This window comes from Kluyvera georgiana ATCC 51603, from assembly GCF_001654985.1.
GTDB classification, from domain to species: Bacteria; Pseudomonadota; Gammaproteobacteria; order Enterobacterales; family Enterobacteriaceae; genus Kluyvera; species Kluyvera georgiana.
Genome location: NZ_LXEU01000054.1, coordinates 1 through 17,256 on the forward strand (window position 1 = coordinate 1; position 17,256 = coordinate 17,256).

The 17,256-nt window shown below is 51.3% G+C and carries 21 protein-coding genes and 2 pseudogenes; 12 read left to right on the forward strand and 11 right to left on the reverse strand.

Annotated elements, in window-relative coordinates:
* Nucleotides 1-163 precede the first annotated feature (163 nt).
* Nucleotides 164-1,183: a sensor domain-containing diguanylate cyclase gene (locus M989_RS13920; protein WP_064546280.1), complete on the forward strand. Its 1,020-nt coding sequence runs from the start codon at nucleotides 164-166 to the stop codon at nucleotides 1,181-1,183.
* Nucleotides 1,184-1,229: 46 nt separating this feature from the next.
* Nucleotides 1,230-1,334 (forward strand): YoaK family small membrane protein, encoded by a 105-nt coding sequence (locus M989_RS25585; RefSeq protein WP_100249921.1) that lies wholly within the window; start codon nucleotides 1,230-1,232, stop codon nucleotides 1,332-1,334.
* Between the two features lie 99 nt (nucleotides 1,335-1,433).
* Here the strand turns inward: M989_RS25585 and M989_RS13925 are convergent, their stop codons facing one another.
* Nucleotides 1,434-2,909 carry a GGDEF domain-containing protein gene (locus tag M989_RS13925; protein WP_064546282.1) on the reverse strand — a complete coding sequence of 492 codons (1,476 nt, stop codon included), beginning with the start codon at nucleotides 2,907-2,909 and terminating at the stop codon, nucleotides 1,434-1,436.
* A gap of 195 nt (nucleotides 2,910-3,104) precedes the next feature.
* Nucleotides 3,105-3,365 (reverse strand): DUF2534 family protein, encoded by a 261-nt coding sequence (locus M989_RS13930; protein ID WP_064546284.1) that lies wholly within the window; start codon nucleotides 3,363-3,365, stop codon nucleotides 3,105-3,107.
* 213 nt (nucleotides 3,366-3,578) lie between these two features.
* Between M989_RS13930 and M989_RS13935 the strand changes: the two genes are divergently transcribed.
* From M989_RS13935 to M989_RS13945, 3 genes are read left to right on the forward strand one after another with little or no spacing between them, the layout of a single operon-like run.
* Entirely contained in the window at nucleotides 3,579-3,905 is a 327-nt protein-coding gene (locus M989_RS13935; protein WP_064546286.1) for a TehB family protein, read from the forward strand.
* Nucleotides 3,906-3,936: 31 nt separating this feature from the next.
* Complete coding sequence (locus M989_RS13940; protein WP_064546288.1) at nucleotides 3,937-4,290, forward strand: TehB family protein; 354 nt, start codon at nucleotides 3,937-3,939, stop codon at nucleotides 4,288-4,290.
* A 5-nt stretch (nucleotides 4,291-4,295) separates the two neighbouring features.
* Nucleotides 4,296-4,478 carry a DUF1869 domain-containing protein gene (locus M989_RS13945; RefSeq protein WP_064546290.1) on the forward strand — a complete coding sequence of 61 codons (183 nt, stop codon included), beginning with the start codon at nucleotides 4,296-4,298 and terminating at the stop codon, nucleotides 4,476-4,478.
* Between the two features lie 278 nt (nucleotides 4,479-4,756).
* Here M989_RS13945 and M989_RS13950 read toward each other — a convergent pair whose 3' ends face one another.
* The 3 genes from M989_RS13950 to M989_RS13960 all read right to left on the reverse strand — a co-directional run bounded on the left by M989_RS13950 (nucleotide 4,757) and on the right by M989_RS13960 (nucleotide 7,355).
* On the reverse strand, nucleotides 4,757-5,392 hold the full coding sequence (locus M989_RS13950) for a carbonic anhydrase (RefSeq protein WP_064546292.1): 636 nt from the start codon (nucleotides 5,390-5,392) through the stop codon (nucleotides 4,757-4,759).
* Nucleotides 5,393-5,497: 105 nt separating this feature from the next.
* Nucleotides 5,498-6,832, reverse strand: coding sequence for a GGDEF domain-containing protein (locus M989_RS13955; protein WP_064546294.1), 1,335 nt, complete (start codon nucleotides 6,830-6,832; stop codon nucleotides 5,498-5,500).
* Nucleotides 6,833-7,130: 298 nt separating this feature from the next.
* Nucleotides 7,131-7,355: a hypothetical protein gene (locus M989_RS13960; RefSeq protein ID WP_064546296.1), complete on the reverse strand. Its 225-nt coding sequence runs from the start codon at nucleotides 7,353-7,355 to the stop codon at nucleotides 7,131-7,133.
* 247 nt (nucleotides 7,356-7,602) lie between these two features.
* On the opposite strand from M989_RS13960, the gene M989_RS13965 reads away from it, so the two are divergent.
* Nucleotides 7,603-7,998 (forward strand): DUF1398 family protein, encoded by a 396-nt coding sequence (locus M989_RS13965; RefSeq protein ID WP_064546298.1) that lies wholly within the window; start codon nucleotides 7,603-7,605, stop codon nucleotides 7,996-7,998.
* Between the two features lie 67 nt (nucleotides 7,999-8,065).
* Here the strand turns inward: M989_RS13965 and M989_RS13970 are convergent, their stop codons facing one another.
* Complete coding sequence (locus M989_RS13970; RefSeq protein ID WP_064546299.1) at nucleotides 8,066-8,542, reverse strand: cold-shock protein; 477 nt, start codon at nucleotides 8,540-8,542, stop codon at nucleotides 8,066-8,068.
* A 191-nt stretch (nucleotides 8,543-8,733) separates the two neighbouring features.
* On the opposite strand from M989_RS13970, the gene M989_RS13975 reads away from it, so the two are divergent.
* Complete coding sequence (locus tag M989_RS13975; protein ID WP_064546301.1) at nucleotides 8,734-9,417, forward strand: RluA family pseudouridine synthase; 684 nt, start codon at nucleotides 8,734-8,736, stop codon at nucleotides 9,415-9,417.
* An 11-nt stretch (nucleotides 9,418-9,428) separates the two neighbouring features.
* On the opposite strand, the gene M989_RS13980 is transcribed toward M989_RS13975, so the two are convergent.
* Entirely contained in the window at nucleotides 9,429-9,968 is a 540-nt protein-coding gene (locus M989_RS13980) for a DUF2058 domain-containing protein (RefSeq protein WP_064546303.1), read from the reverse strand.
* A 224-nt stretch (nucleotides 9,969-10,192) separates the two neighbouring features.
* On the opposite strand from M989_RS13980, the gene M989_RS13985 reads away from it, so the two are divergent.
* Nucleotides 10,193-10,753 (forward strand): thioredoxin fold domain-containing protein, encoded by a 561-nt coding sequence (locus tag M989_RS13985; RefSeq protein ID WP_416374524.1) that lies wholly within the window; start codon nucleotides 10,193-10,195, stop codon nucleotides 10,751-10,753.
* A gap of 130 nt (nucleotides 10,754-10,883) precedes the next feature.
* On the forward strand, nucleotides 10,884-11,126 hold the full coding sequence (locus M989_RS13990) for a DinI-like family protein (RefSeq protein ID WP_064546308.1): 243 nt from the start codon (nucleotides 10,884-10,886) through the stop codon (nucleotides 11,124-11,126).
* A 133-nt stretch (nucleotides 11,127-11,259) separates the two neighbouring features.
* Here the strand turns inward: M989_RS13990 and M989_RS13995 are convergent, their stop codons facing one another.
* From M989_RS13995 to M989_RS14005, 3 genes are all read right to left on the reverse strand, one after another.
* Complete coding sequence (locus M989_RS13995) at nucleotides 11,260-12,288, reverse strand: alpha/beta hydrolase (protein ID WP_064546310.1); 1,029 nt, start codon at nucleotides 12,286-12,288, stop codon at nucleotides 11,260-11,262.
* 28 nt (nucleotides 12,289-12,316) lie between these two features.
* Entirely contained in the window at nucleotides 12,317-13,531 is a 1,215-nt protein-coding gene (locus tag M989_RS14000) for an MFS transporter (protein WP_064546312.1), read from the reverse strand.
* Nucleotides 13,532-13,665: 134 nt separating this feature from the next.
* Nucleotides 13,666-14,145, reverse strand: a complete 480-nt coding sequence (locus tag M989_RS14005) for a cyclophilin-like fold protein (protein WP_245191266.1) — start codon at nucleotides 14,143-14,145, stop codon at nucleotides 13,666-13,668.
* 104 nt (nucleotides 14,146-14,249) lie between these two features.
* Here M989_RS14005 and M989_RS14010 point away from each other — a divergent pair, with 104 nt between their 5' ends.
* The gene (locus M989_RS14010; protein ID WP_064546314.1) at nucleotides 14,250-15,149 is read left to right on the forward strand and encodes a LysR family transcriptional regulator; all 900 of its coding nucleotides are present in this window, start codon (nucleotides 14,250-14,252) and stop codon (nucleotides 15,147-15,149) included.
* A 109-nt stretch (nucleotides 15,150-15,258) separates the two neighbouring features.
* Nucleotides 15,259-15,828 carry a hypothetical protein gene (locus tag M989_RS14015; protein WP_064546316.1) on the forward strand — a complete coding sequence of 190 codons (570 nt, stop codon included), beginning with the start codon at nucleotides 15,259-15,261 and terminating at the stop codon, nucleotides 15,826-15,828.
* A gap of 185 nt (nucleotides 15,829-16,013) precedes the next feature.
* Here M989_RS14015 and M989_RS14020 read toward each other — a convergent pair.
* Nucleotides 16,014-16,469: pseudogene (locus M989_RS14020) on the reverse strand (MFS transporter); the annotation flags it as partial.
* 99 nt (nucleotides 16,470-16,568) lie between these two features.
* Between M989_RS14020 and M989_RS25300 the strand changes: the two are divergent.
* A pseudogene (locus M989_RS25300) lies at nucleotides 16,569-17,227 on the forward strand (IS3 family transposase); the annotation flags it as partial.
* Nucleotides 17,228-17,256: the final 29 nt, after the last annotated feature.

Below are 17,256 nucleotides of genomic sequence, written 5' to 3' on the forward strand. Positions count from 1 at the left end.
TTTTTTTTACCTGTAATTAGAAGCGCATACCCTCAGTTTTGTCCGTTTTCACAACACAGCGCTTACCTTCTGGATACATAATGTATAAAATTCAGGAGGTCCAATTTCGTTTTGGGATCATACACCATAACTACTTTTGCTAATCCAGGGGCCCCTCGTTTCCATGTCAGATATTATCCTTGCCAAAGTATCGCAAACACTTGCTACGGAACAATCGTTAGAGAACCTTGTCCGTCAACTGCTTGAGATGCTTGAGTTGGTCACTAATATGGAATCGACCTATCTGACGAAAATTGATACCCAGGCCGACCTGCAGCACATTGTCTACTCGCGTAATAGCGGTGACATGGATATCCCTGAAAATCTCTCCGTCCCGTGGGGCGATACGCTGTGCAAACGCGCCATGGACGACAACTGTTGTTACAGCGATAACGTACCGGGCCGCTGGAACGATTGCGACGCGGCAAAAGCGCTGGGGATCACCACCTTTCTGAGCACGCCTATTCATCTGACCGATGGTTCGCTGTACGGCACGCTGTGCGCCGCCAGCAAGCAACAGAAGCCGCTCAGCTTTAACAGCGAGCACGTACTTCAGCTGTTTGCCAGTATCATTGCCCGTTATATTGAGAAAGAATCGCTGGTGTCTCAGCTGCAGGAGGCGAATGCCGCGCTGATTTACCACTCCTACACCGATGCACTCACCGGGCTGCCAAACCGTCGCGCGGTGTTTGAAAACCTCGAGACCCTCTTTTCCCTGGCCAGGCACCTCAACCATTCGGTGATTCTGGCGTTTATTGACCTCGATCACTTCAAGAAGATCAACGATAGCTATGGCCATCAGGCTGGCGACGAGTTCTTACAGCAGGTGGCCCAGCGCCTGAAGTCAGGCATCTCGGCCGATGACCAGCTTGGGCGATTGGGCGGGGATGAGTTTATGGTCGCCACCCTTGAACGCTCGACGGCGCAGTTGGCTCAGTTTACCGAGACGCTGCGGCAGCTGCTGGTTGGCGATTACCTGCTGAGCGATGTATTGATTCACTACCCCGGCGCCAGCATTGGCGTCATCAGCGTTGACCCGAGCCAAATGGACCCGGATAGCGCGCTACGGGCAGCCGATAGCGCGATGTATCGCGACAAAAAATTTCGCCATCGCCCGGAAATTAGCACCCAGCGGGTAAGCTAATTACAGTATCATACGCGCTATCTATAACAGGAGTCAGGATATCGCCATGAGATTGGGTATCGCCTTCCCCATCGTTATCTTTTTTATTGCCGTGATCTTTCTGGGTTGGTTTTTTATCGGCGGCTATGCGCTGCCGGGAGGAGCACAATGAGAAAGACCACAATCATCATGCTAATCATCGCGATCGTGACCGTCGTCGGCGTCCAGCTCGGTTGGTGGTAAGTCTTAGATAAGCCGCGCATGCGTCGGCTTATCGTCTCTCGCCTCGGCGTTTCTTCATCTGATACATCTGGGCATCCGCCTGCTGAATAGCCGCATCCAGCGAATCCAGGCACGGCGCCACGCCCCACGATACCGATAGTGGTACCGGGTGTCCCTGCGGGCTGAACGGGTATACGGCGATGCTGGCGGCAATACGTTGTGCCACCATATGCGCATGCGCAATATCGGTGTCACTGAGTAATACGACAAATTCGTCGCCGCCGCTACGAATCACCCAGTCATCGTTAGCACGTACATCATTGAGCATACAGTCGGCAATCGCCTGCAGCGCGCGATCGCCTGCCTGATGGCCGTAGCTGTCGTTAATCGCCTTAAACTTATTACAATCGAACAGAATGATAGTCATAAAGGGTAACGACCGCTGCTGAATCAGGGTGAAAATATTGCGCGTGAAGTACCCGGTCAGCGGATCGCGGTAAAAGCGCAGGTCGGCTTGATTGAGATGGTAACGTATTAACATAAACTGCAGGATGAGCAGCACCGGCGCCAGCGCGAGCACGCCCAACGCGTTGCGGTCCTGGGAGATAAACAACCAGCTGGGTAATGCGTATTTAATCTCATAGCGCCGCGAAACCGGATGTGAATGCGCATCGTCAAGCCAGCGACAGTTATTAACGATGCACAGCACTTCACCGCTCTGTCGGCTTTCATATCCGAGAATCAGCCCTTCAGGCACCTTGCCATTAAACGCCTCACGTAGCATGTACTCCAGCTCCGGGCGAGAAAGATCGTAGGCCAGATAGCCAATAATATGGTTGCTCGGTTCCCCCTCGGAGAGATCGTAAATGTAGCTCACCACGCTGTAGGCCCGGTCGCCGGTTATTTTATCGGCGTATAAACGGGTCGAACTCAGCGACTTCTTTCGCATGCCTTTTTGCAGAACCCGGTCATAGAACATTTCGGGTTCGCTGAAAAAACGCTGAGGGTCGCGCGCCATTTGCGAGGTAGCAAAACTAAAAGGTATCGAGTCGGCGGGGTTAAACCAGTAAAACCAGCGACCATCATTGGCGATGATATAACGATGGATATCGTGCAGACCCGGATTCAGCGCCTTCACTTTTGCGCGAATATATTCCGCGGCAACATAGATACAGCGAGCGCTGTACTCCGGCGTTCTGGTCACCAGAGCGCCACGGTCAGGCGCCAGTGTTTCAGGGTCGGCATTAATCCCCCAGGCCCCAGCGTAGGGCTGAAAAATATCTCCGTCACCGCACAGTTCATGACGACTGATCTGCTGATAACGCACGCCAGCAGCCTCAGCCATCAGCTCGTTATCATTAAATATCGTCATCATCTGGTTTTGTAACGTGTTGACGCCTTCGCTAACCTGTGAAAGCGCGCGTTGATACAGAAAAAAGAGGGCAATACAGACCAGCAGACACGTTATCGCTGCGGAGGCCAGCAGCGACTGCTTCTTACGCAAACTATCCTGAATAATTCTCACTGCTACTCCGTACCGACGGGTTAATCCCTGAAACGCCACCCACGCAATCAACCTAAGCGTCACGGTACGTCTTCATTACGTATCTGGATCAGTATGGATGAAATCTTCCGCAAGCGTGAATTTTGATCGTGTCAGCTCCTTGCCGGAAAGACAATAAGAAAATGCGCGTGCAGGCAGAATGCCCGCACGAAAGGATTAACGCTGGTTATCTGAACCTAAGAAGAAGAAGCCCAGCGGAATCGCAAACAGCAACGTGAAAATACAGCTGTAAACAAACACCATCGCCCCTTGCAGCACAAACATGCTGGTGGTCCAGTCGGCATACGGCAGATTGTATTCACGCACCACGCCACCAAAGGTTGCACGGCCGACAACCACTGCGGCAATCACAAACACCACAAAAGCGGACAGCAGGAATTTTTTGCCGTTTGGCGTCCGCAGTTTCTCCAGAATCATCGCATCCTCCCGACGCTGATCTCACGATATTTTGCTGTATTTGTAACATTAATGAAGCATAAATTGAATGTTTATTGTTGCGTTATTTGGCTATTACGCCTGGCGCAAAGAACAACTTTTTAACACCCACAATAAGATGCATTTAAAATGCATTTTCTAATCAACAGCGCTCTGAATTTGTGTTTTAATACTCTCAACATAGAGGGGGAAAACATGCTACGTATTCCGCACACTTGTATTCATACCCGTTCCACGCCGTTCTGGAACAAAGACACCGCGCCTGCCGGTATTTTTCAGCGCCATCTTGATAAAGGCACCCGCCCGGGCGTCTATCCACGCCTGTCGGTACATCAGGGAGCCGTACGCTATCTCGGCTTTGCCAGCGAAACGTCACCAGAGGCCGACAGTGAGCTGATCATCAACACCGGTCACTTTGGCGTGTTCCCACCGGAAAAATGGCATTACATCGAAACAATGACCGACGATACCGTCTTTCAAATCGACTTTTTTGTTGAAGCTGAAGTGCTGAAATCCCTATAGAACTCCGAGCTACTGGAGTAAGGAATCATTCATGTTACGTATTCCTGAGAACTTTGTTCATTCGCGTTCGACCCCGTTCTGGAATAAAGACACCGCGCCGAAAGCCCTGTTCACCCACCACAATACCAAAGCCCACGTCTATGGCCGCTTGTCCGTGATGCAAGGCGCCGTGCGCTACTTTGGCTTCCCTGACGCCGACGCCACCGAACCGGACGTCGACGTGGTGATTGAAGCCGGGTCCTTTGGTATTTCGCCGCCGCAGAAGTGGCATCGCATTGAGCTACTGACTGACCACACCTGGTTTAATATCGACTTCTTTGCCGATCCTGAGGCGACGCTTGAAGGCACCGGTCTGGGCAAAGTGGTTAATTCGCATAAGGGGTAATAACAATGAGTAAGGCAACTTATACGGTAACCGTCACCAACAATAGCAACGGCATTTCCGTCGATTATGAAACTGAAACGCCGATGGAGCTGTTGGTCCCGGATGTTGCCGCGGATGTGGTGAAAGATCTGATCAATACCGTCCGTGCGTACGATACCGAAAACGAGCATGACGTTTGCGGCTGGTAACGCCGTCCGGACGTCAAAAAGGGAGCCTATCGTGGCTCCCTTTTTTCGCCGTCACACCCATGAATCGGCTGCATTCGACGGATTCATACTTTCGTTGTAACGCCCTTTCCTCCCCCCTTTGCCATGGTTAAAACAGTGATAGCGGGAGGATAATGTAATGGCCTGGCGCCCTTTTCTGTTTCTGATTTCCAACCCCGCCCCGCGTCGTTCAGCGAGACGCGGAAAACTGAAGCTGGTCAGCAACGCGTAGCGCCGCATTACGCGGCGCTTATTGCCGATTACTCGAAAAAGACCTCTGGGTTATCGGCCAGCGACACGAAAGACTTGCTGTTTTTGTCCAGCGCGCGGATTTCGCCGCTTTCAATATCGTACACCCAGCCGTGCAGGCGGATCGCATGGTCACGCAGCCCCACGGCCACCGACGGATGCGTTTTGATATTATTCAACTGAGCAATAACGTTCTCCTCGACCATGGCGTTAACTTTGTCGGTTTCGTTATCGTAGGTTTTTTTCTCAACCACCGCTTTGGCCGCGTCGGAATAGCGCAGCCAATGGGAGACAGCCGGCATCGGCTCCAGGCACTGACAGGTGGCGATAGCTTTCATCGCGCCGCAGTTAGAGTGACCGCAGATAACAATATCCGTTACGCCTAAAGCAACGACCGCGTACTCAATCGTCGCGGATACCCCGCCCGGTTCCGGACCAAAAGAAGGCACGATATTACCGGCGTTACGGATGACAAACAGCTGCCCCGGCTCTTGTTGCGTGACCAGTTCGGGGACTAAACGGCTGTCTGAACAGGAGATGAACAGCGCTTTTGGGTTCTGGCTGGATGCCAGGCTGCGGAAGAGTTCCTTACGTTGAGGGAAAACTTCTTTCTGAAAGTTGAGGAACCCTTCAATGATATGTTGCATAGCAGTATCTCTTTTTCGTTTTTACGCAGGTCATGATTAACATCACATTTTCAGTTTACCACCTGAACGCAGAAGGAAAAGCCCCTTCTCACGCTAATACGCATGTTAAGCACTGGTCATCACCTTGTTACGACCGCTATTTTTGGCCGCATACAGCGCCCTGTCGGCAAACGAAATGCATTCATCAGCGGTGAAGTGCTTATCTGACGACGTAAAGACGCCGATACTGATGGTCATTGGCTCCGGCGTACGGTAAGGCGCGCGCTTCGCCGTTTCCTCCTCAACCTTACCGCGAATCCGCTCAGCCACCTGCATGGCGACTTCTGATGACGCGTTGCGCATCAGCACGGCAAATTCTTCTCCACCAACGCGGGCAATGATATCGCACTCGCGGATAGAACGTTTCGCCAGGTCCACAACGGTTTTGATGACCGTATCGCCCACCGGATGCCCATAACGGTCGTTGATACGTTTGAAGTGATCAATATCGAGAATCATCAAACTGATATCCTCCCGGGATGCCAGCAGTAGCTGTAGCTCTCGATAGAAATAGGCACGATTATAGATGCCGGTCAGCGGGTCGTGGTTCGACAGCTTCGTCGATTCTTTATGCATCACGAAAATGTCGTAGAGCAGGACATTAATCACAAAAAAGGTGCAGACCACCTCGATGCCGCGGCTGAGGTACCAGACAGGGAAATTATAATCGCTGAGATTCAGCAGAATAAGGTTGCTAAACAAGCTGGAAACGCAGAAGACCGCGATACTCACCCATAACAGGCTTCGCAGCTGCGTAATGACGATAGCCAGCAACAGCGTGATAAACCAGGCGGCGACGATCGCTATACCGTAATAATTATTCCACGCATTACGACCATTTAGTGATGTTGTACCAATCAGGTTGAGCGATATCTGCGGGTTATAGCTAGATAAATTATGCGCCAGAATGGCCATCAGCAGGAAGACACAGGCCAGTACGATTACCCACACCTCGTCTTTACCTGAAGGTGCGATGTTCCGATTCATGCGATACACATAAAAGAGTGCGACCAGAACGGCAAACATCATGGTGAGTTGGCGGAACAGATAAAATATGGCCAAATCATTAGTAATCGATTTCAACGGGATGCATAACGCAATAAGTTGCTGGATAAGCGTTAGCGCCTCAAGCCAGTAGATATCTGCGACCAAAAAACCGAGCCCAAGAATGGCAACATAGAGTAGCTTTCTATTGCAAATAAACTGGAAAAACATGAAGAAAAAGATAATTGCATCAAGTAATAGCAGTAACCCAGAAAAAACCAGGTAATAAATATCTGGAATAGCAATATTAAATGTTGTGAGATAGTCCGCTAACATAAACATCGCCGCAAGTAGGCAACATGCGACGACGACACATAAACTCGTTCGACTATTTATTCTGGAACAACTTAGGCTCATTACGAGTCCTCCATGACCACTCTATATGTTATAGTCTGCTGAGATGCTAAAAAATATTGCGCTTAGTCAAACTTAGAATTCAAAAAAATAATTAGTGACTTGCTATTTATATACATCTGATTTACAGCGGAATTATAATTAATGCCAATATGTTTTTTTGAATTCATACGGCATGAATATGTCTACCATAGCATCAACCCCGGCTGGAGATAAATGCTCAAAAAATATATACAATTATATATAAATGAAGCTTACCAATAAATATTGCTAATAACCGCCCGAAGGCGGTATTGTCCCATTACGCCTCAGACTCCAACGCATCCTGGATAGCGTCAGCCAGTGTCGCCACTTCTTGAGAGACATTGCGCAGATCCATCTGTGAACGGATCCCGGAGTTCGCCGTCGTGGCAGAAACCGCGGCTTTTGCTATCTCCAGCGCCGCCTGAACGGCCAGCAAACGCTTTCTGTTTTCAACCACATCAGCGCCGGTTGCGCCATCAAGATCAAAGTACCCTTCTAACATTGTTCTCTCCTTTTAGTTTCTTTCCTAGTGTAGGGGGATAGACCTGCACACGCCATCAAAATCGGTAGGGCCATGCAACATCTGGTAACAATTGAAACACTACTCCATTTCATTCGCAACCCCTAAAATGTCCGTGATTAATTATTCGATTTCTAATTGATTAATCGTTTAAACTAAACATCATCACAACACACACAAAAACAATAAGTAACACGAATGTTATAAAAGGCATATATAGAGGACAGAAATGGAATTTAGTGAAATGCTCTGCGGCTTATTTGAGCAGGTCAGATGCAAGTCAGATTTCCTGCAGTTTTTAACAGAGTTAAAACAAAACAACATCTCGTATTACATTTATTTCGTCGCCACCGGCAATGTCAAAATTGTAACAACAACCGATTCCTATGTTGCCATGAAGAGTCATCGTAGCTTAATTAAGGTCAGCGCGGGTGGCAGTAGCTGTTTAACCAAAATTGCCGCCAGGCGCCATTTCACTGGTATCACTCATTTCGATCAATACTGCCGTGAGTTAGCCCGAGCGGGGGTATTTAAATGGGTGGTGGACGTTGAAGAGGTGAGTCGCCATTACTGGTCTAAAGATAACCAGCTATTACATACTGAGAATATTATTAGCCCTACGTAATTAGGTACCGATAAAAAAAGGGAGACTCGCCATTATGGCTATCTCCCTTTTTATCACCGCGCGGCGATCAGACTTTCAGCATTTTTACCGTGTCTTCTATATCTATCTCATCTTCCGAGAAAATCAGCGTCGTTCCCTGGAAAGTCGTGATGGCCAGCTTCTTCAGCGTACGCATCTCACCCGGCTTCACATCGGCTTTAGGTTTGATGCTATTCATCAGTAAGCCCACCGACAACACCGCATTTTCTTTATCGATTCGGGTCTCCGCGGGAACCTCTTCGCTATAGACCAGGAAAGACTTGATTGACGTCAGCTTGATCTTCTCGCCCGCGATGTAGATGTACTTGCTATCCGGGATCACCTTCACCGCATAGGCTGACAGCCCTTTGTTATTGGTCGTGGGTTCAAAAGTTACCGCTGCATCTTTTTTAATCAGCTCAGGGTTGGCAACCTTAATCACATGAAAATAGCGATTATCGCCATTTTCATCTTTGATAAATCCAAAACCTTTATCTTTAAACCACGTTGTGATTGTTCCATTCATCGCCGTTACCGCCTGGTTAATCGTTTATCAACTCAATTTTTTGCAGCGCGCAGTGTAATGCACAATGCCCGCGCAGACTATGTCTTTGGGTTAAGTGTGGATGATAAATTTCCTCTGGGCGAGCCCACCGGATTCGCCTGTTGGCGAAAAATTGGGTATCATCCGCTCCCACTCTCCAGCCGTGCAGCCAGATGTCTACCATTCTCGATACCTTTATTGCCCCACCTTGCCATGAGCAAATAGAGATACTCCATCAGGACGCGCATCTGCTGATTATCAATAAGCCCAGCGGGTTACTCAGTCTCTCGGGTAAAAACCCGCAGAATCTCGACTCCGTACACTACCGTCTGGTTCAGCAGTTTCCCGACTGCACGCTGGCCCACCGTCTGGATTTCGGGACATCCGGGCTGATGGTCGTCGCCCGCAATAAAGCGATCAATGCCGCCCTTTGTCAGCAGTTCAGCCAGCGTTCGGTCACAAAAACCTATAGCGCCCTACTTTGCGGACACCTACACGAGGATGAAGGAGTGATTGATGCGCCAATTGCCAAAGATCCTGCACGGTTTCCGCGAATGTCAATTTCCGCCGCCAATGGCAAGCCGGCGCGTTCTCGCTACCAGGTTGTGACACGCTTTTATCACGACCGCCTGGCGTTGACTCGCGTGCAGCTTATTCCTGAAACCGGGCGCACCCATCAGCTACGTATTCACTGCGAGCTATTGGGCTACCCAATTTTAGGTTGCGACCTCTACGGTGGCCGCGAACGCCCTGGAACCGAACAGACGCCACGTCTGATGCTGCATGCCAGCGCGCTGAGCTTTGTGCATCCCGTTACCCGGGAAAAGATTGACGCCTACAGCGCCAGTCCGTTTTAATCCGAAGCGGATTACCACATCAGGTCGTCAGGGATTTTGAAATCTGCGTACGGATCGTCTTCGTCCTGTACTTCCTGGCTGAGCGCACTGTGCAGAACGATGCTGGTTGCGTCACGCTGCGCGATTTTCTCCGCCACAACCGCCGGGATAATCGCGTATTCACTTTCGCCTGCCGCGTTAGTGGCGAGACGCGCAATCGCCAGACGGCCATTGATCAGCTGTGTTTGCGTCGGCTTATCCACCGCAATTCTTTTGATCACGTTATTGTCGGTAAAGTTAAAGTTGATATCGCCTCGGGCAACGGTGATGCGGTTCATCTCGATAAGCTGTTTAACCTGCGCCTTGTACTCTTTCGACAGCGTCGCCTGTTTCTGCTGCTCGCTCAGCAGCTTATCACGCTCAAGCTGGGCTTTTTTGTTTTCCTCTACGGCTTCCCTCGCTTCGCGGGCCTGAACGCGCGACTTTTTCGCCGTGCGCTGAACCTTAGCCATTTTTTTACTGGTGACCAGCCCTGCTTTTAGCATCTGCTCTTGTAAGGTCAGTTTTGTCATCTTCGCTCTAAACTCATTGATAAATTTTGCAAGATTATACCCGTAATGTTTGCGCCGATTCCAGATTGCAAAATAGCTTCCCCAGTCCGCGCATTTTGTACAAAAAATAAACATTGATCAAATGCGCCGCAATCCGCTACAGTCACAGCGTTTTGCAGTTGATGTTAAAAGCATCATCCGTAAACGCCGTTGACGATCCTAAGCATTATCCGATGAGGTATACCGTGAAAGTAATTCCGCTGATTGCCCTGCCAGTAGTCTGGGCGATGAGTTTTAGCGTTTTTTCCGCTGATGCCCCGGCCAGCGCCGATGAGAGCACCGCAGAAGCATTAAAGGATCTCGACCGCACTCTGCCTGAATTAACCCCAGTGACTTTTGCCGCTGCCGATGAAAAACACAAGGTTCTGGTGTTCATCGATAACCAGTGCACTTTCTGTTCGCAGGTAGTCAAGAACATTAAGAGTTACAACGATGCCGGGCTGACTATGTCATTTCTGACCGTTGCCCCACCTTCTATTCGCGATTCCGTGATTGAAGATATGGGTCGCGTCTGGTGCTCAGACGATCGCCAGAAGAGTCTGCAAGGCGCCATGGCCGGTTTCCTGCCCAATAACGACACCAGCGCCAGCTGTTCGGATGAAGTGGTCAAACAATCGGCATTGGCCGAACGTCTCGGCATCCAACTGACGCCCACGATGATCGTGCTCGATAACCCGCCGAAGGTGATTCTGGGTAGCGCGAAACCTGACGCCATTCTGGAAAAGATTAGCGGTAAAGCCCTGTAAGCCCCGTATAGCATGCCGTTCGCTTTGATACACCCCGCCTGGCGGGGTTTTTTATTGCCAAATAAAATTGACACCACTGACCCAGACGGTTTATATACTGTTTTTATATACAGTAAAATGGAGTAAAAGCATGTTTGTGGAACTCGTCTATGACAAACGGAATTTTGAAGGTTTGCCTGGCGCGAAAGAGATAATCCTGGCAGAGTTGAGCAAAAGAGTGCACACCGTATTTCCTGACGCGGAAGTCCGCGTCAAACCCATGATGACCTTACCCGCCATCAATACTGACGCCAGCAAGCATGAAAAAGAGCAGATAAACAGAGTGGTGACAGAAATGTTTGATGAAGCAGAATTCTGGCTGGTCAGCGAGTAAGACAGCAGTACACGCAAATAAAGGGAACCTATCGGTTCCCTCAAGTCTGCAGCCCGCCGTGTAGAGCGGCGGTATCGAAAAGTGGATACCGCCTCATCCATGATCCTGACGCGAGTTGGTTTAACCGAGCGCGTTATTTCAGGTTGCTACGGAAAAAGTTAGCCAGTTTGTCGAAGGGGATCACGTCAGTGCGATCATACAGGTCGACGTGCCCTGCCCCCGGAACGACATACAGCTCTTTAGGCTGACCGGCGCGTTTGAAGGCGTCCTCGCTGAACTCTTTTGAGTGAGCCTGATCGCCGGTAATAAACAGCATCGGGCGCGGCGAGATGGTTTCAATATCGTTGAACGGGTAGAAGTTCATAAACTTACCGATACTGCTCAGCATTGGTTTTGTCGTCAGTTCTTCTTTCTCGCCCTGCGGAGTATAGCCGCCGCGTTCGGTGCGGTAGAAATCAAAGAACTCGCGCTGAATTTCCGGCGTGGAAGCGTCCAGTTTATTCACGGTGCCCGGAATGTAAGCTGTCTCTCCCCCCTGGAACTCGGCAAACCGCTGCTCAATGGCCGACTGGATAAAAGCCTTGCGTTGTTCCAGCGTCTGGGAATGGTTAAGGCCGTTACGGAACGCGGCTCCCATATCATACATGCTGACGGTGGCGATGGCTTTCATCCGCGGGTCAACTTTCGCGGCGCTGATAACAAAGCTTCCGCTGCCGCAGATGCCCAGCACGCCGATGTTTTCCGGGTCAACAAACGGCTGTGTACTGAGATAATCAACCGCCGCGCTGAAGTCATCCGTGTAGATTTCCGGTGAAATCAGGTGACCCGGCTTACCCTCGCTTTCTCCCCAGAACGAGAGATCGAGCGCCAGCGTGACAAACCCCTGCTCCGCCAGCGTCTGCGCATACAGGTTTGCGCTTTGTTCCTTGACCGCGCCCATTGGATGACCAACGACGATCGCCGGGTTTTTAGCGTTCTGATTCATCGTTTTCGGGATAAACAAATTGCCGACCACGTTCATCTGATACTGGTTTTTGAAGGTCACTTTTTGCTGCGTGAGCTTATCGCTTTTATAAAAGTTATCAGCACCTCTGGACATATCCGCCGCAGAGGAGGCAAATGCGCTGATGAACAGCCCCAGCGCTAACGTAAATTTATTCATGATGGTTTCCTTATCAGGATTAGTGTTATCAATGGTCACCGGCAGATGCGTCTGCACGTGAGGTCAGGAAAATCAGTACGGTTGCAATAATCAACATCGCGGCGCTGATCAGGAAGGTGCTCTGGTAGCCATGATGGTCGAACAGCAGGCCCCCGACGGTGGATCCCAGCGCAATAGACAGTTGCACCATCGCCACCATCAGCCCGCCGCCCGCTTCGGCATTCTGCGGGAACGTGCGTGGAATCCATGCCCACCACCCCACGGGCGCGGCGGTTGAAATAAACCCCCACAGCCCCAGCAACGCCGTCACAATGGCCGCCTGGCTGCCAAACGCGATCAGGGTTAGCGCGACAATCGCCATCAGCACGGGAATCGCCATCAGGGTCGGGTAGAATCCGCGCTTCAATACCCGGCCAATCAGCGTGGTGCCGATGAAACCGGCCATACCGATGACCAACAGGATGAGAGTCACCGCCGAGGCATCCACCTTCGTGACCGCCTCAAGGAAAGGCCGGATATAGGTAAAGAGCGTGAACTGGCCCATAAAGAAAATTCCCACACCCAGCATGCCCAGCGTGACCACCCGGCGGCGAAACAGCATGAAGACATTGCCGGCCCCCGCCGGCTGACGGGTAACCGGCATGGAGGGTAGGCTGAGCAGTTGCCAGACAAACGCGATGATGGCGACAGGTAACAGGCAGAAGAAGGCTCCCCGCCAGCCGATGACTGAACCCAGCCAACTGCCCAGGGGGGCAGCCACGACGGTTGCCAGCGCATTACCGCTATTGAAAATAGCCAGCGCCAACGGAACACGGTGCACCGGTACCAATCGCATCGCTGTCGCCGCCGACATCGACCAGAACCCGCCGACGACGATGCCAATCAGGGCGCGACCCGCCATATAGGTCAGGTAATTGGGCGCCATCGCGATGACAGCGCCGGAAAGCGCCATCATGCACGTCAGGCCGAGCAGTAGGATTTTCCGGTCAAGCGTGCCTGACACTCTGGAAATAAACAGGCTAGTCACTACCGCAAACGCGCCGGAAATGGCGATTCCCTGCCCGGCCATGCCTTCGGTAATATTCAGGGAGTGCGCCATCGGCGTCAGGAGGCTGACCGGCATAAATTCGGAGGCGATCAGGGCGAAGACGCACAGCGTCATGGCAAACACGCCGCCCCAGTGCGCCCGCTGTTTTTCACTTGTTCCGTTGTTGTTTCTGGTTTCAGTTTTCTGATTACGCATTTAGCCTTTCTTTTCTGTAGATAATACGATGCCCTCCCCTTGCGCCTTCAGGCCTGCAAGAGACACCGAAGCGACGACGTGAGGGATAAGTCTGGTGGTAAAAGGGAATGCGTTTTTTTGAAACGCGTGACCGCTTAGTCTACGGCCCTGATCTGTACCCTAAGCGGTCCGTGGCGCTGCAGGGCGGGCAGCCCTGAATCGACTTTGCCTACCGGGATCAGTGAACGGGCGTAAGGTCTACCCTGGACAAAAATCGCCAGGTTGCCCCAGGGCGCGTAGAAAGTTATATCCCCGGCTTGCGGCGTCATGCCTTCTGGAGCCTGTGCCGTAGAAAGCCTGCGCGGCAGATCGCTAATGCGCTCTATATCGGCGTAATCCTGCAGCGTGAGGCTGAGGGGAAGCAGTGACGCAAAATCCCGCCCTGTCGGTGTGTTATAGAGGGTGGCGGTCGCGGTCTCACCGTTCACAACGATCTCAATTTTCATCAGCGTCTCCTGTATGGCTACCCGTTTGTTGTTACCCGCCATCACGAACTGCGTGACGCACAGCAGCCCGATAAAGGGCAGAAGCAACAGCGACGTTTTGCCATCAGCATTTTGCGTATTGTTTAGCATTGACTTTTTCATCGCATTATTGTTACCAATAGGCAGCGGCAAAACTAGCTAATGAATGCTTAATAGCCTTATAAGTAAAATTTATAAATAGCCAGGAAACAAACGTGGCAAGACGCAACCTCAACGATTTACTCTCTTTTGTCACCGTGGCGCGGGAAGGCAGCTTCACGCGTGCCGCCGCGCTGCTTGGCGTGACCCAGCCAGCGCTGAGTCAGGCGATTTCCGGGCTGGAAGAGCGGATGCAAATCCGCCTGCTGACGCGGACAACCCGCAGCGTGTCCCCGACGGCCGCCGGGGAGCGCCTGCTGCAATCAGTGGGCCATCGCATTGACGAGATTGAGGCTGAGCTGGATATGCTGACCGAACTGCGGGACAAGCCTGCGGGGACCGTCCGAATAACCTGCGGGCCGAACGTGCTGAAAACGACCCTTCTGCCTAAACTGACGCCACTGCTGCGCGAGTATCCGGATATTCATATCGAGTTCGATGCAAACCACGGATTCCGGGATATCGTGGCAGATCGTTTTGATGCGGGCGTACGGCTTGGTGACACGATCGATAAAGACATGATAGCGATGCCAATCGGCCCGAAACTGCGTATGGCAGCGGCAGCCTCGCCCGATTATTTCGAACGATATCCGATCCCCCAAACGCCCCATGATCTTACGCAGCATCAGTGTATTAATATGCGTATGGTCCGATCCGGGGGGATTTATGTTTGGGAATTTGATCGGGAAGGAGGAGAACTGAACGTCCGGGTTAACGGACAGTTGACGTTTAATACGTCGGAACATGTTGTCGACGCTGCGCTGGCTGGGTTAGGCATCGCCTTTTTGCCCGAAGAAGAGTTCGGCTCACACATTCGAGAAGGTCGTCTCGTACACGTACTTGAGTCCTGGTGTCATCCTTTTCCAGGCTACTATCTTTATTACCCCAGCCGTAAACAGCCTTCACCGGCTTTTTCACTCGTTGTTGATGCGCTGCGTATGAACAAGAAAATGTAGGGTTAAAAGCAGGTTCGGAAATGATGATACACAAGGATAAATGTTTGTCTCCGTGTGTTAAAAAACCTCCTGATATCACAGAGAAAATAGCGAACAGGAACCGCTCAAAATGATGAAATATTTTTCGCTGCTGGTCGTGGTGATGCTTGTAGGATGTACAAGTGCGCCCAACTTGCCGCCTACGGATACCATTGTGGCTGTTAAACCTACTGAGTCCGGCATTATCGCCAGCTCAGCTAAATACGGTTATCGTTTTAACCGTAACGGTGTACCTCAGGAGTATCAGCGTTATAAGACTTTTTATGAACGCTATCACCAACAGGCTTCCGGGGTGCGGGTTAGCTTTGAGGTAGAGCAACATGAGGTGACGGCGGAATACCAGGTTGTGATGGATAAGCGCAAGCTGGATGCCGGGCAGTTGACCCAATTGCGCAATGAGTATCATGCGGTGCAAATTGATAACGATCACCTCGGTGTTTCGTTTAAAGCAGCAGGATTTTGGTCTTCATCGTACCCGCCCGATCTGGCCGCCGCCTACCAGTTAGAACACCCGGTTGTGGTATCCATCAATGATAAGACCAAAACGATTAGCGATCTTGGCCAGGTCGCCATGATCCCTTTAGTACCTTTGTTTCCGCTATACATGATGTACGGATGTGCCACTGGGCCCTGTATCTGAGGAAAATAACGTCTTCTGAAACGACCTGCCTTTCGGGTGGTGCAGGCGATTATGGCACCCTATCCTGCCCCTCCCGGTTTAGCCGCAAGCCGGGAGCGCCAGGTCGACTCATCGCCTGAATGGACTCATTACCCAGCCAGCAGTTATTGAGCGGCATATCTCAGAATTTTATCGGCACAGATTGATTACTCGGACTTCTCAGGGACAAACCGAGTCAGAATCAACGTCAGTACACAGATCACCGCGCCAGCAAAAAATGTAGAAGCTGAACCCCAGATGTCCCACAACAATCCCGCCCCCAGACTGGCTATCAGTAATCCCAGGCCACTCAACAAACTGAATAATCCGAATACCGTTCCACGAAGGTCAACTGGTGCGGTGTGAGCAATCATCGTGTTCAGCAACCCCTGCGTCATTCCCATATGTACACCCCACAATGCTACGCCAACAATAATCCCCACTCAGGAATGACTCAGGGCAAGGACTAAATCTGCCACGATGAGCACCACCAGCCCCATCTGGAGCAATCGCCGGTGGCTGGTGCTGTCTGATAAGCGTCCGAACGGATAGGCTGTAAATGAAAATACAATATTCATGGCGACCATAACGAGAGGGATGAAAGCCAGTGGAATATTGACCTCTGAATCGCCACGGATAATCTAGACACTTCCGAGCCGTTGATGGACTGACCCCACCCCGGTAGACGATCCTGCCCTATAGTTTGAGTATAGGGGGAGCGTATGGGCACACCACGATTTACACCTGAATTTAAGGAAGAAGCCGTCCGTCAGATAACGGAGCGCGGTTATTCTGTTGCTGAAGTATCCGACCGTCTGGGCGTTTCTGCGCACAGCCTCTACAAGTGGCTACGGGCTATCAAGCCTGATAACAGCGAACAGCATGCCCGGGATTTACTGGAAGCTAAAAGCGAGATCCTGAAGCTCAGGGCACAGCTGAAGCGCACTGAGGAAGAACGGGATATTCTGAAAAAGGCCGCGCGGTACTTTGCAAGGGAGCCCGACTGAAGTACCGCTTTATCAATGAGCACCGCACTGTATGGGGTGTCATGACGATGTGTCGGGTGTTGTGCGTTGCCCGGGCCGGATTTTATGCGTGGCTGCATAATCCGGTCTCTGCGCGGGATAAAGATAACCAGCGTCTGCTGACGCTCATCCGCGATTCATATTCCCTGAGCGGTGGCGTCTATGGCTATCGTCGGGTTCATGGCGATCTGAATGAGATCGGTGAAACCTGCGGCAAAAACCGGGTGGGCCGTATTATGCAACTGAACCGGATTAAAGCCGTGCGCGGCTATAAAGCTCCGCGTCGTATCGCTGGCCGACCTTCAGTGGTTGCGCCTAATCGTGTGCAGCGGCAGTTTACCGTTGTCCGGGCCAATTAGGTCTGGGTCACCGATATTACTTATGG